The 13,739-nt window shown below is 42.4% G+C and carries 16 protein-coding genes; 1 reads left to right on the top strand and 15 read right to left on the bottom strand.

Features of this window, described 5'->3' with window-relative positions:
* Positions 1-169: 169 nt before the first annotated feature.
* The 15 genes from AC58UX_RS14290 to AC58UX_RS14360 all read right to left on the bottom strand — a co-directional run bounded on the left by AC58UX_RS14290 (position 170) and on the right by AC58UX_RS14360 (position 13,159).
* The gene (locus AC58UX_RS14290) at positions 170-1,156 is read right to left on the bottom strand and encodes a hydroxyacid dehydrogenase (protein ID WP_497253709.1); all 987 of its coding nucleotides are present in this window, start codon (positions 1,154-1,156) and stop codon (positions 170-172) included.
* A gap of 126 nt (positions 1,157-1,282) precedes the next feature.
* Positions 1,283-2,788 carry an ABC transporter substrate-binding protein gene (locus AC58UX_RS14295; protein WP_497253711.1) on the bottom strand — a complete coding sequence of 502 codons (1,506 nt, stop codon included), beginning with the start codon at positions 2,786-2,788 and terminating at the stop codon, positions 1,283-1,285.
* 117 nt (positions 2,789-2,905) lie between these two features.
* Positions 2,906-3,808 (bottom strand): carbohydrate ABC transporter permease, encoded by a 903-nt coding sequence (locus tag AC58UX_RS14300; RefSeq protein ID WP_497253713.1) that lies wholly within the window; start codon positions 3,806-3,808, stop codon positions 2,906-2,908.
* Positions 3,809-3,822: 14 nt separating this feature from the next.
* A complete protein-coding gene (locus AC58UX_RS14305) occupies positions 3,823-4,740 on the bottom strand; it encodes an ABC transporter permease (RefSeq protein WP_497253715.1) in 918 nt (305 codons plus the stop codon).
* A gap of 271 nt (positions 4,741-5,011) precedes the next feature.
* Positions 5,012-6,511, bottom strand: a complete 1,500-nt coding sequence (locus tag AC58UX_RS14310; RefSeq protein WP_497253717.1) for an ABC transporter substrate-binding protein — start codon at positions 6,509-6,511, stop codon at positions 5,012-5,014.
* A gap of 119 nt (positions 6,512-6,630) precedes the next feature.
* A complete protein-coding gene (locus AC58UX_RS14315; protein WP_497253719.1) occupies positions 6,631-7,101 on the bottom strand; it encodes a hypothetical protein in 471 nt (156 codons plus the stop codon).
* Between the two features lie 198 nt (positions 7,102-7,299).
* Positions 7,300-7,434, bottom strand: a complete 135-nt coding sequence (locus AC58UX_RS14320) for a hypothetical protein (RefSeq protein WP_497253721.1) — start codon at positions 7,432-7,434, stop codon at positions 7,300-7,302.
* Positions 7,435-7,544: 110 nt separating this feature from the next.
* Entirely contained in the window at positions 7,545-8,294 is a 750-nt protein-coding gene (locus AC58UX_RS14325; protein ID WP_497253723.1) for an SDR family NAD(P)-dependent oxidoreductase, read from the bottom strand.
* Between the two features lie 31 nt (positions 8,295-8,325).
* Positions 8,326-8,718 (bottom strand): hypothetical protein, encoded by a 393-nt coding sequence (locus tag AC58UX_RS14330; RefSeq protein ID WP_497253725.1) that lies wholly within the window; start codon positions 8,716-8,718, stop codon positions 8,326-8,328.
* A 229-nt stretch (positions 8,719-8,947) separates the two neighbouring features.
* Positions 8,948-9,805 (bottom strand): endonuclease/exonuclease/phosphatase family protein, encoded by an 858-nt coding sequence (locus AC58UX_RS14335; protein ID WP_497253727.1) that lies wholly within the window; start codon positions 9,803-9,805, stop codon positions 8,948-8,950.
* Between the two features lie 347 nt (positions 9,806-10,152).
* Positions 10,153-10,494 carry a hypothetical protein gene (locus AC58UX_RS14340; protein ID WP_497253729.1) on the bottom strand — a complete coding sequence of 114 codons (342 nt, stop codon included), beginning with the start codon at positions 10,492-10,494 and terminating at the stop codon, positions 10,153-10,155.
* Positions 10,495-10,503: 9 nt separating this feature from the next.
* Positions 10,504-10,935 carry a hypothetical protein gene (locus tag AC58UX_RS14345; RefSeq protein ID WP_497253731.1) on the bottom strand — a complete coding sequence of 144 codons (432 nt, stop codon included), beginning with the start codon at positions 10,933-10,935 and terminating at the stop codon, positions 10,504-10,506.
* A gap of 13 nt (positions 10,936-10,948) precedes the next feature.
* Positions 10,949-11,314 (bottom strand): DUF2089 domain-containing protein, encoded by a 366-nt coding sequence (locus AC58UX_RS14350; RefSeq protein ID WP_497253733.1) that lies wholly within the window; start codon positions 11,312-11,314, stop codon positions 10,949-10,951.
* Positions 11,315-11,518: 204 nt separating this feature from the next.
* Positions 11,519-11,791, bottom strand: coding sequence for a hypothetical protein (locus AC58UX_RS14355; RefSeq protein ID WP_497253735.1), 273 nt, complete (start codon positions 11,789-11,791; stop codon positions 11,519-11,521).
* 33 nt (positions 11,792-11,824) lie between these two features.
* A complete protein-coding gene (locus AC58UX_RS14360; RefSeq protein ID WP_497253737.1) occupies positions 11,825-13,159 on the bottom strand; it encodes an SMI1/KNR4 family protein in 1,335 nt (444 codons plus the stop codon).
* A 256-nt stretch (positions 13,160-13,415) separates the two neighbouring features.
* Between AC58UX_RS14360 and AC58UX_RS14365 the strand changes: the two genes are divergently transcribed.
* Positions 13,416-13,616: a hypothetical protein gene (locus tag AC58UX_RS14365; RefSeq protein WP_497253739.1), complete on the top strand. Its 201-nt coding sequence runs from the start codon at positions 13,416-13,418 to the stop codon at positions 13,614-13,616.
* The last annotated feature ends 123 nt before the right edge of the window (positions 13,617-13,739 follow it).

The following is a 13,739-nucleotide window of genomic DNA, read 5'->3' on the forward strand; positions in this document are numbered from 1 at the left end:
TGTTATTCTTGTTATTTACTCTCCTTTCTGTTTAATAAACTGAAATCCTGCAAGGCAGTCTGCAGAAATTGACGGATTTCTGGTATCTACTTTGCAATAATCCTAAAGTAAAGGACTTTTTCCAGAAATAGATACCATTTTTCCGCCTATGTAGTTGCCAGCACGTAACTTATGCCAACAAATGCATTTGTTCCGCTCGAACCTCGCCACTCAGGGGGCGACCTTCGAGATAAGCTTTCAGGTCGTTTACTACCGATTTCGCAATGCGGCCCATGCCGTTATTAACGGCGCCTGCGATATGCGGAGTCAGAATCACGTTCGGCAGATTACGAAACGGATGATCCACTTGCGGCGGCTCCGGATCCGTAACGTCGAGACATGCGAACAATCTACCCTTGATCAATTCAGCTGCTAGAGCTACCTCGTCGATAACCGAACCGCGCGCTGTGTTGATGAGTACACAGTTGTCTTTCATCAAAGCTAACCGTTCGGCGTTAAACATATGATTCGTCTCTGGCAGAGATGGCAGATGAATAGAAATGACATCGCTCTGGCGCAACAGGTCCTCCAGCTCTAGTTTCTGAGCGCCCATTTCCCTAGCTCGCTCCTCGCTGACGAATGGATCGTAGAGCGCGATCCTGACATCGAAGTTGCGAAGTAGTTTAATATAGTGAGAGCCCGCACGTCCTGCTCCGACAACACCAACCGTAAGACCGTACACTTCACGTACACGTGAGCCGTCACCCCAGCCACCAGCTGCTGTCTCCCGGCTGAGTCGCCACATGTCTTTCAGCGACACGATTGTAAAGCCTAGTGCTGTCTCCGCTACCCCTTGGCCAAGCGCTTCCGTCGCGTTGGATACGCGAACTCCGCGTTGCCAAAGAGCGTCCGTCACGATTGGCTTAACTGTGCCAGCCGCATGCAGAACGAGCTTCAAATTCGGTGCGTTCTCAAGCACCCGTTCCGTCAATGCACAACAGCCCCATGACGTGATGGCAACATCAGCATCGGCAATGAGTGCACGCGCTTGCTCTTCCGTTGGGTTTACGTCTTCTTCATTGAGGATAACTTCGCCTATTTCGCGGAGCTGTGCCAAATGTTCGGGACCAAATACTCGCTCCCTCATGTCTTTTCGTTGCAGTAAGGCAATCTTCACTTCAAGTCCTCCCTTGTTCTCTTGTTGCAAATGATCGAGCAAAGCCCATAAAACCCGGGCTATTCCGGAAAAACATTGCTGTTTTAAGGAGATAGCCCAGGTTAGCCATGGATTTGTTCGTCAATCTTACTTCTTCTTGCCGTTCGCAACTAACCATGCATCAAGTTGTTTTTGACGCTCAGCTACGATTTTATCGGCGCCAGCTTTCTGCAGCTTCTCTTCATAGATCGGCAAGTACTTATCCGTATCGAGTGTACCAGTCGCTAGACCCTGCAAATACTCATCTTGTACAGCCTTGACGTTCGCTGTTTCTGTTTTGACTGGTTCCGAATTGAAGACAAATCCATTAAGTTGGGAAACTTCAGCTTCCGCATTAATCTTCGCTGTTTGCTCTAACTTGTCAGCTGGTGAGCCTTCTGGCAAGTACTCGTTGATGATGCTACCGAAGATCCAGTCCGTGTTCGTGAAGTAGCCTGCTTCTTGGTTGATTTTGATGAAATTGCCTGTCGTTTTCGTGTAATGTTTGCCTTCAATACCGTATACAAGCGTGTTATACAATTGCTTATCGGTGTTAACCAGTTCCAAGAACATCATAGCTCTCTCTGGATTTTTGGAAGTCCGGCTGATCGCGTTCATTGTGCTTGCTGCACCGGTAAAGACTGCTTTAACCAGTGGTACGAGCACGACGTCATTTCCACCTGCCGTTGCTTTGAACTCAACCTCAGAGCCAGGCTTGCCAGTAAAATCGAACCAGACTGCTGTTGTGCCTTTGTTGTAAGCGTCTGCTGCACTTTTTAGTGTTGCAGCATCTTTATTAATGTAACCTTTCGTGAACCAGGAGTTCGCCAGTTTGAATTGGGCTTTCATTTCAGTTGTCACTTCTGGTAGACTTTTGAACGTTGGATCGTTTTTGTAAACATTTCCCTTCGTATCAATGTTGTAGAGAGCACCTTGATACCATCCTTTCTGGGTACCGAAAGGTGTGATCCCAGGCTCGTTATCCTTGATCTGCTTCAGGAACGGCTCGAGGTCTTCCATCTTCTTAATCGTGTTGACATCCAATTTATATTTATCTACAAAACGCTTCTGTATGACCAGTCCTAAACGTTGTGCGGAGATTTGATAGTTTGGTACCGCATAGATTTTGCCGTCCAGCTTCGCATCGTCCCAGAACTTATCCTGCAGAGAGGCTTTAAGCTTCTGACCTTGATTCTTCAACAAATCGTCGAGTGGCTGGAATACACCTTTCTTCTGATTCTGTTCGAATTTAAACGACCAGTTCGACGTCCAGATAATATCCGTTACTTCGTTAGCAGCTACAATCGTGTTCATCTTCTGCTCATAAGTACCGAAGTCAATCGGCATCAACTTGATTGTTGCATTAATTTTCTCTTGAGTAATCTTATTAACAGCATCATTCACGAGTTGTAAATCTGGATTAGCTTTGTTCTGTGGGTAGTACCAAGTCAGTTCGACCGGGTCAAGTTTTTTAGGTGCTGCCGTTGCAGATGCAGCTGGTGCTGTGCTGCTTGATGGGGAAGGACTGCTTGTGTTGTCTGTACTGCTGCCACAACCAGTTATGGCAATGGCGAGAGCGGAACTAATTGCAAGCGTGGACATTATCTTTTTCAATGAAAAAACCTCCCTGAATATAATTATCAAGCTTATTTATGAAAGCGGATGTGAAAAGCCGATTCCTATACCTTTGTTTCCCCTCCTTTCAAGCTTCCCCCATCCGAGGCTTGCAACTTAGCCTTTAATAGCACCGATCGTTAGACCTTTAACGAAAAACCGTTGAAAGAACGGGAATACCAACAACATCGGACCAGCGGATAGAACAGCTACTGCAAATTTAGAAGCCGTCTTCGGAAAATCTGCCATATCAGCACCCAGCGTAACCATCGCTGTGGCGAACTCGGGACGCGATGTGATGAAGTCAAGTGTGTTCATGGTCCTCACGAGCAGCAACTGAAGCGGAACCAGTTTCTCGTTGTTGATAAACAAAAGTGCGTTGAACCATTCATTCCAATAGTTAAACATGATAAACAATCCCAATGTAGCGAGTGCGGGCTTCGAGAGCGGTAGGATCAGTGCCGTGTAAATTCGCCATTCACGCGCTCCTTCCACTTTGGCCGATTCAATAATTTCGGTCGGAATTTTGGCCATGAAACCCTTCATAATCAGTACGTAAAATGGACTGAGTAAACCAGGCACGATAAGTGCCCATATGGAATCTTTTATATGCAAGATCTGGGTCATCATAATGTAGAACGGAACAAGACCACCGTTGAACAGCATTGTGAAGAACACATAGAATGATGTTGCTCGCTGCAGACCATAATCCCGCCTCGACAGCACATAGCCCATCGTAGAGGTTAGAATTAGACTAATGCATGTGCCAATGACAGCGACGATAATTGTCACACCATAGGCACGTAGGATCGTTTCCGGCGTTTTTAGAAAGTAATGGTACGCCGCAACGCTGAACTGATCCGGAATAAGACGGAAGCCATTATGCAGAATCGACTGTTCATCAGAAAACGAGATAACGATAACGAGGGCAAATGGAACCAGCATTGCGATCGTGAGCAAGATGAATATGGTATGTATGATGAGTTGGCTCCATACCGCTTTGGACTGTTGGACTACCACGAAATGTTCCCTCCTTAGAACAGAGAATTGTCCTCATTAATTCGTCTAACGATTAAATTGGCGCTGACTACGAGAACAAAACCGACAAACGACTGGTACAAACCTACTGCTGATGCCATACTAACGTCCGCAAGTTCACTGAGCGCCCGATAGATGTACGTATCGATAATATCCGTGGTCGAATACGTCGCGCCGACGTTGTTCGGGATGAAGAAATGTAAACCGAAGTCGCCTCGGAACATATTTCCGATACTGAGGATAAGCAGAATAATAATGAGCGGCGTCAACTGCGGGATCGTAATATTCGTTACCATCTGCATTCGCTTCGCTCCGTCTATTCGCGCCGCTTCGTACAGCTCTCCATCAATCCCGAGAATACCGGCATAGTACACCATCGCCGAAAAGCCGATCGCTTTCCACAAATGCACGATGTTTAGAATGTAGGGCCAATATTTGGCTTCGAAGTACCACGAAATTTTTTCAAAGCCAGCAGAAACTAGCCAGCTGTTGATAAATCCATTTTCGTGATCAAGAAACGCCTGAGAGATGTAACTCATAACGACCCATGAAAGGAAAAAGGGCAATATCAACGATGTCTGATAAATTTTAAGCCACTTTTTTGCAATTTCATTGAGAAGAATAGCTACGGTGAGTGCTGCGATCGTCGTAAATACCATATAACCCAGGTTATACACGACCGTGTTGCGGGTGATTCGAAATGCGGTTTCGCTTGTAAACAGAAACTCGAAGTTCTTGAATCCAACCCAATCACTTCCCAGAATGCCCTTGTCATACTTATAATTTTTGAAAGCGATGACGACCCCGAACATCGGTATGTACGCCATGATAAAAATATAGATGACTGCGGGAAGCGAGAGTGTGAACAGTTCGATGTTCCTGCCGAAAAACCGGAATGCCTTCTTGCGCTTCATAGGATGTCTTCCTCCTTGCCTGTAGCGATTTGCTTGGCTTGCTGCCTGAGATTAATTTAGCTGAAATATCACCTATAAAACAGTGCAAAAACTGTACTTTTATCGCCACTTTGAGTAAACGATCTGCATTTTACTAACTGACGACCAAACAGGATTCGTCATGTTACATAGGGTTTGGCACGGAAAACGCTTGTGTAAACGCTAAAAAGGCCGAGAACTGAACAGTGTGGTTTCACTGTCAATCTCTGCCTTTTCCTTTACACACTTGCTGTTACTTCTTTCCTTTTAATTTCAACCACTCATCCAACTGTCTTTGTTTCTCGGCCCTTATGACTTCGCTTCCTGCCCTGTTCAGTTTCTCCTCGTAAATTGGCAAAAACTTCGATGGATCTACCGTTCCGGTGGCGAGAGCTGGATAATACTCATCGTTTACTGCTTTCACATTGGCGATTTCCGCTTTCAACTCTTCCGTTTGGAACACAAAATCATAATACGGTGAAACCTCTGCCTCTTCATTGATCCGAACGGTCTGTTCAATTTTATCCGCTGGAGCCCCCTCAGGCAAATATTCGTTACGAATGTTGCCAAAAACCCAATCCGTGTTCGTAAAATACCCAGAATCCGGATTCAGTTTGATGTAGTTCCCATCCGCTCGCGTATAGTGTTTGCCTTCAATCCCGTAAACGAGCGTATTATACAGTTGTTTATCTGTGTTCACCAGCTCAAGCAGCTTCATCGCTGTATCAGGATGCTTTGACGTTCGGCTAATCGCGTTCATCGAACTGACTGCACCTGTAAATGATGGCTTTGCCAACGGAACGAGTACGACGTCGAAGCCTCCGTCACCAGCCTTATACTCCGCCTCTGAGCCAGGCTTTCCCGTGAAATCGAACCAAACAGCCGTATTTCCCTTATTGTAGACATCTGCTGCGTTCTTCAACGTAGCCGCGTCTTGTTTGATATATCCTTTTTCATACCAGGAATGAACTAATGTTAAATTCTCCTTCATTTCCGAAGTGATATCGGGAAGAACACGGTGGTTCGCATCGCCCCTGTAAACCGATACACGCCAATCGATGCCATAGATGTGGTTCGTATAGAAGCCTCTCATCGTACCGAAAGGAATGATGCCAGGCTCCCTTTCCTTCACTAGCTTCAGGAAGGGCTCTATATCGTTAATCTTACGGATCGCACTTAAGTCGAGATGATATTTATCGACGAACCGCTTCTGAATAACCAAGCTAGGACGCATGGCAGCAATTTGGTAGTTAGGCACAGCAATCTGCTTGCCGTCCAGCTTGCCGTCATTCCAGAATCGTGGAGACATTGACGCCCGCAGCTTCTGCCCGTACTTCTCAAGTAGCTCGTCCAGTGGCTGGAAGACGCCTTTTCTGGCATTGGCTTCCCATGAGAACAGCCAGTTCGACGTCCAGACAATATCCATCGGATCGCTCGCCGCCACGAGCGTATTCAACTTCTGCTCATAGCTCGCGAAATCGACAGGCTGCAGCTTAACTCTCGCATGAATTTTATCCGCGACCAGCCTGTTCACTTCAGCATTCACCAGCTGCAAATCGGCATTCGCTTTGTTTTGCGGATAATACCAGATCAGCTCGTCTTTTTCGGTGGCGTCATCGCCTTCGGCTTGCTGCGAATTCGAACATCCGCTCGCGACAAACATCAATAGCGCGAAGATGCACATAACCGTTAACTTTCTGAAACGAAGCCCAGGATCCGTGCCCCCGATTTTTCTGACTTTTATCTTGTTCAAGGCGATTCTCCCCTCTCCGACTCCGATCACCAGTACACTACATATGTATAGCCGTTTTTTATTTCAACATGAATACCATACTATCCTTCCCAGTGAAGGTTTACCACACAGATATTTAATTATCGAGCTCCGAGGGAGCGTAACCAAACATCTTCCTTGAGGAGGCTAAAAATAGGTATGTTCTTTTCACCTTCATTGTCACATTGATGAAGTGTATACACATAATGATCTTTTGTCTCATCCATGCTGATTTTCTTGCATGTGTAAACCTGTTTTCCATGTTGAGAACTCATTCCATCCCTGGTGTTATCAATGGTCCAGGTGATTTCCCTGCCGTTTGATTGCACATCATATATCCAGTAACCACCGTCGATAATCGGTGGGATGAGCATGAGATAGTCGCCTTTCCCATTGTTATGGCGCTGAACCATCTCATTTAAACGCTCTACATCGAGTTTGTTAAAATGATGAAGGATACCCTCTTTTCTTTCAAGTGCATTTTTGTCAGTCGTTAAATTCATAACTAGGATCAGTAATAACACCATGATGATACCAACAAGCACGCTGATCGTTATCTTTGTACGTAACATGCATACCCCCAATTAGTGAATATCGGTTATTAGCGCTATTGATTTCATTCATATACGCCCATTTCAAAGAAAATTTGTTCTATATACTAATTAACCAAGTAATGGCTTTATCCTGTTTTTGCTACAATAAAAAAGAGCAGCTCCCTTTGCGGATCTGCTCCTAGTATTGATCAATTATTTTTCCTCGTAAAAGAACGGTTACTCTTCTTTATCTTCGAGCTGACCATTCATTTGTTCAGCATAGGCACGCATTAGATCGTAATCTTGGTTAAATTCAATTTCCGCTATGCGTGGAGTCTCTTGCTCTTGAGGAGTTGTTGTCTCATCATTCACACTACCCCCCCCTTCCTTTATTAGGAATTAGGATTACCTATATCTGATTTGTTATCCACTCCCAGTCATAGAGCGGAGTTTGTCTCTATTTTAATGAATGCATGGGAAAATTATTCCTCTACGTAGATCATTTTAACGGACATTCCGCCATCTATCGTCAGGTTCTGTCCCGTAATAAATCCAGCTTTCTCACTAGCAAAATATAGACAAGCCGTTGCAATATCTTCTGGTTTGCCTACTCTGCCTACTGGGTGCTGGCTTTTATCCGTTTCCGTATGGGTGAAGCTGCCCTCTTCCCTAACTTCAATCCACCCTGGAGATATGGAGTTGACGCGAATGCCATAACCGCCTAAACTAATGGCCATCGCATGGGTCATTGCAGAGATGCCTCCCTTGGACGCTGAATATGCCTCGGTATTAGGCTCCGACATAACAGCCCTGGTTGACGAGAGGTTTATGATGGCGCCGCCCCTCCCTTGTGCTTTTATGATGCGGGCTGCGGCCTGCGAGCAGAGAAACGTGCCTCCCAGGTTTACGGAAATGACCCGTTGAAATTGCTCAAGGCTAAGTTCCAACACATCGGTATTATGCATAATCCCTGCATTATTCACCAACACATCGATGCTGCCCAACATGGAGGCGGTATGTTCCATCCACTGCTCGACTTCCTCTGTTCTGGAAACGTCAACCTTCATAAAGAGGACATCCTCTGTAAACTGACGTAGTAACTCAATGGTTTCCAAACCCTTGTCTTCATGAACATCAGCTATAGAAACGCCATAACCTTCTTGAGCAAAAGAAAGAGCAATCGCTCGTCCTATACCCTGACCTCCGCCAGTTATTAATGCAATCTTGCGCATATGAATCACCTCGTTTGCATCCGCGTATTCTTCAATTACTCATTAAACGTTGTTCAAACTGTGTTTTAAATAAGAGAATATCATCGAGTTTTACAGCAAAATCATGATCACTCAAATTGAAATTGATTACAAACAATCCAGATCTCTCGCGAACCATAATCGTCGGACGAACTTTGTCGCCAATAGCGTCTTGGGAAACAGTGCTTCCATAAAAATACCAATTCGTTTCAGTAGGAGTAGGCGTAGTACTCTCTGACAAATTAGTTGTTATTATTCTACACAAATCTTCCATTAAGGTATCAGTAAGATTAAGCTCTTTTCCGTACATGCCATCAACAGACATATCAGCATATCCATACCATATATTTCTGCTTGCTTTATTCCCATCTTCGGATACATACGTTTCATCAAATAAAATGTCCATATTCCTTATCCTCCTAAAATAACATTCTCAATTAGAAATCGATTGTCGCTGACAATTTTTCTTACTATTTTCATCGTATTCGCATGTTTAGGCAATTCACTTCTTCCAGATAATTCAACTTTCTTCTACGTTATCCTGCCCAAACGTTTTATGAACATGTGAAAAATCAAATATAAAAAGAACCCTTGCTTGCGTGGTTACGCGAAGGGTTCTTGTCACTTTGTTTTAGCTATTTCAATTTCTTTTTAATGATGAGATCTGCAGTAACTGGTAAATGGTCAGCTGCGTTAGAGTTAATCACTTTCCCAGAACTAATTCCTACATCTTCAGAAGTAAAGATATAATCAATGCGACGATTAGGTGTATCTGAATAATAATAAGAGGTATAATCTTCATTTTGACCGAGTTCAGCAAATACATCTTTGAATTGTGTTCTCATCTTAAGAATTTCTGAAGCATCAGGTGTAGCATTGAAGTCTCCTACGATGATGCTTGTTCCTTCATGTTGATTCGCAATGTCAAGGATCTCACTAATTTGTAGATCCCTTTGTTCGGCTCTTTTATTGTCTAGATGTGTATTGTAAAAGTTAATATGATTTCCTCTCACATTAATCACAGTTCTCGCAAGACCGCGCTGCTCCGATGGGCTTGTTGGATATGGAATATTCGTGAGAAGATGATTTTCGGCAGAAAGTATAGGATACTTACTTATGACGGCCGTTCCGTATTGGCGACGTTGTTCTCCTACATTTAACGGATCAAAGTCAAGATTTGCAGCATAGGCATAATGCATGCCCAAATTATTTGCTAACCATTTCGCTTGATCTTCGAAATTACTACGCTGGGAAAAATGATTATCTACTTCTTGCAAACCAATGATATCAGCGTCCGATGTTTTAATAACGTCAGCAATTCTTTGCAAATCCAGAATGTCATCTGTGCCCTGTCCATGATGAATATTATACTGCAGTACTTTAATGGCAGTCTCTTTCCCTTTGTCATTCTTTTGTGGTTCAGCGGCATGAGTTAACATAGGAATCATGGACAACAATAGCGTACAGGTTAAAACAAAAGATTTTTTGAACATGCAAAACATCCTCTCGAAGTTATCTGCTAAACTACTTCTAGCGATTTGTATGCTTCCTAAATCACAATCTTATAGCGCAATTGCTCCGCTAAATCTATAATCTCCTTTCTTTTCCAAAAGATATTACTATAATTTCATATTATGTTTTCTATTTCCATAGGCTGTAAGTTTTAGTTTCCATGTAGAGCGTTTGCCTCTAAGACCCTATTTACAAATTTGTTTCAACAAATAGAAGGTTCATAACATGTCGAAATTTGGTGGCTCAATTGAAAAATCAGCGAAAAGGAAAAAGCCGCTCAGGGAGCGGCTGCGACTACGGATAACACATTTGTATGTAAAAGCTTCACTTACAATTTAATCAACACTTCCGTGCCGTCCTGAGCCTGAACATCGACCAGAACCGTCCCTTTATAACGTCGCAACTCCTTGATGAGCAGCCTGAGCGCATGCTTCGAGCTTGGATTTCCGAGTATAGACAACACAAGTTCAATCCAGTACTTGCTACTGTCGGAATCAAAAACATGATGCTGGCTCAATTGCCCCTCCGTAAGCCCATTGTGCTTGTTCAGCCAATACTTCACTTGACGCAAGATTAATTCGGAAGTCAGGATACCACTCCCCATACGTAAAAAGGCATAAGGAATCGGAATCGTCAAATTGAACTCCTTGCTCTTAAGCTTCACTATCATCATGACTCATCACTCAATCACAATAGAGACGGTATCATTTTCACCGGAGCGAATGTCAACGATTTGCCCATCAAGCTCATTCTCGATGGCATCGATTAGCATGTGTATATCGAGATCCTTCACATATGGCGCAGCCTGCGGAATATTGGACGCGATGCTGTGTCCCGCAGCGAGAACAGCCTTCACCAGCTTAATCGGCAAATTAATATTAACATTATCGTTTTCTTGGGAGGTTATCCGTACTTTCAAGGTCTTGTCTAAATAACTGCCAGTATTCGATGACAGTTTCTTTGAATAGTCCGGTTTTCCTTGCACGTGCACGGCTTGTGATGTAGGTGTCAATTGCTTCTCCTTTAGCACGGCAATCAACTCCGAAGCCTTGTCTGAATCAATTTTGCCTTCCTGCATCATGGACAGCACTTTGCTGATTTCGTCTTTCATCGTTTCTTCCTCCCTATTCATCTTTCAACATTTTGACAGCTTCATCCGCGGTGATTTCGCCATTCTCCAGCATGGAAATAACTTTCTTCTCATCGACTTCTGGCTTCTTCCGCGTATCGTATCCGAGGGCCGTAATGATGTCATTGAGTTTTCCGCGTACTGTTGGGTATGAAATGCCGAGCTCTTTCTCCACTTCCTTAATGTTGCCCCTGTTCACTAGAAAGGTGATCGCAAAATGGAGCTGTTCAGGCGAGAGTAATGCTAGCTTTGATAATTCGAATTTGTTCTCAATCGTCGTCCGGCAATGTCCACATTCAAGCTTTACGGCGTGAAGCTGATGGTCGCATACGGGACACTGTGTAAGGATAGGATATTTCATATTCTACTCCTTTCTTTTTTAAAATTATAAATCAGTTTTGTTGAATTGTAAATTCATTTTATTAATTATTTAAATTTTTATATTAATATTATTAATTTATATTATAAAAAACATTTATTTTTTAAAATCGAAATTAAAATTCCTGATTTCTCAGGCTGTTACAAGTAGAATTCCCTATTAATTGGTACTAACCGGATCTTAAAGTCATTTATACAACATCTTAACACTTTCAAATTCATTTTCTTGTTCTGCACTTACTACAATAAAACCTGTCATCATTCTAAACAAGGTAGTAAGTTCTCTTCCGTAGCTTGATATCGACAAAACTTTCAACATGGCATCGCCACTAGTACTTTTCAAATCATGCTTTAAGATATCTCCAATGTTAATATCTTCACAAGCACGTCCATCTATTAGCCAATTATTTTTTCCTAAGTTTTCTACTCTTGCAACAATGAATGCTTCAATTCCATTCATAACTCAGTTTCCTTTCGAAAATTGGGTTGGATACTAGATAATTTTTTCAACATTAGATATGATTTTTAGTATTATCGAATTTTTGGTGTTAAGTGTCTCTGATTCAAGTATTCTCCTTAATAAGTCCAGTAGCTCTTCCCTGCTTGGAACCCCGTAGACCTTTAATTGTATGAAATCATAAGGTTTCTTCCGTTCACGAATCATTTCTTCTAGTGCATGAATAAGAGTTAATTGATGCCGAGTCTCCATTTTTGACCACTTATTAATATCTTCCCATGTCGGAGATGAAAATGCGAATAATTCAGCCCAACCGTTCGTGGCAGGCAGACGACCATTCTTCTCCAGCCAAGTTATCACACGATTTGATTGGAAAGCTGACAAATGGTTTAGAGCTTCATAAGGATTAACCTTTGATTCTGAAATTCCCTCTAAGCATTCGATGACCAACTGGTAACCTTCCTCAAAGGGCAAACACCTAGCAGTTAAATACGACCTATCAGTAGGATCTACAGAACTCGGCTCTGACCACAGTGTTCTGACCCATGCTTGTGCGTCGCTTTTAACAACCTCTCCTATTATTAAACATAAAGCTTTCGATTCTTTTGCATTACAATTAGGTAACTGCTTTTGAACCTTTTCAAGAATATCTAAATGATTAAATTGACGAAGTGCGTTTACTTCTCTTGCTTTTACTTCCCCATGGTACAAAATGTATTGAAATATAGATTCGAGTGACTGACTGGCTTCTTCAAAGCGTAAGCTCTGAAATGATTGGAACCATATTTTCCAGCGCTCTGCTTTGTCAGATTTAGTTTCAATCCCATTAGGACCTATAAAGTCTTCATATTGCCATATCTCCGCACCAATACAACTGAGTTCTGTGATCTTAATAAGATACTCCATAAAGGACGGAGCAATAGGAATTATATTGTCTGTCTCATGATCCCAGTAAACAACAGGTGGATTATAATCATTATTCATACTCAAATCAAAAGCTAAATAATCACCATTTCCAACTTGAAAAAAAGTAAGTTTTCCCTTCAAGTTGATTGCATATTCGTCTGTCGAATCTACGGCCCAATATTCCAACCAATCCATACTCCAACCTATTTCTCCACTAAAAATTTCTTTGAATTCTTGCGGAAGTATTGCTTCATCTGGTAACGACCATCTAAAATATAGCTGTTTTGAATCAAGAAGTACCTTCTTAAGATCACTTGGGATATTAACGCCTAAATTGAATTCTTTATCTTTAATTTCCAATTCGCTTGAGGGTTCACTCTTCGCGAGTTCAATTATTTTACCACCATTGTTTTGTATCTTCTCTAGTATTGAAGACCATTCTACGATCAGTCTATCGATAGCCATATTTATCACCCTCTAATTCACTCAGTGCTTGATTACATATAACTTCCTCATCCATATTCTACTATCCTGCTCGAAGTTCAGCGAGAACAAGAAAACGCTTCAAGTTTAAAAATAGTATAAAATGGATATTTTTACATAACATCAACACATTAATATAGTTACCTACCGCTACCCCCTGCTAATTTCTTGAATATATTATGTTTTATGTAGACTCTATAAAGTTTGCAAATATTTCATTAGATTTGGAGGAGATTTTGTGAGATTTGTTATGAAACTACGCATGTTTATCGAAAATAATGTTGAACTGGTTCTTTCAAACGGAGACATCGTTAAAGGCGTTCTAGCAGAAGTGAACTGCTCTTACGTTATCGTTCGGTCAGCAAGCGTACCTGGTTACGACGGTGAAGAAGAATTGCTAATCCGCACCCGTTTGATAGATTATGTTCGGGTTATTTAAGAAGTGTCGAAAGAGTTCACAGAAACCAGTGATCTTGATTATTGCTTCGTACCAGAGTCCCGAGTCTCTCAAGCAATTCGTAACCAACTGCCGCAAAATACTTGTAAATCCCCCTATTTATCT

This window comes from Paenibacillus sp. J22P90 (assembly GCF_059692195.1).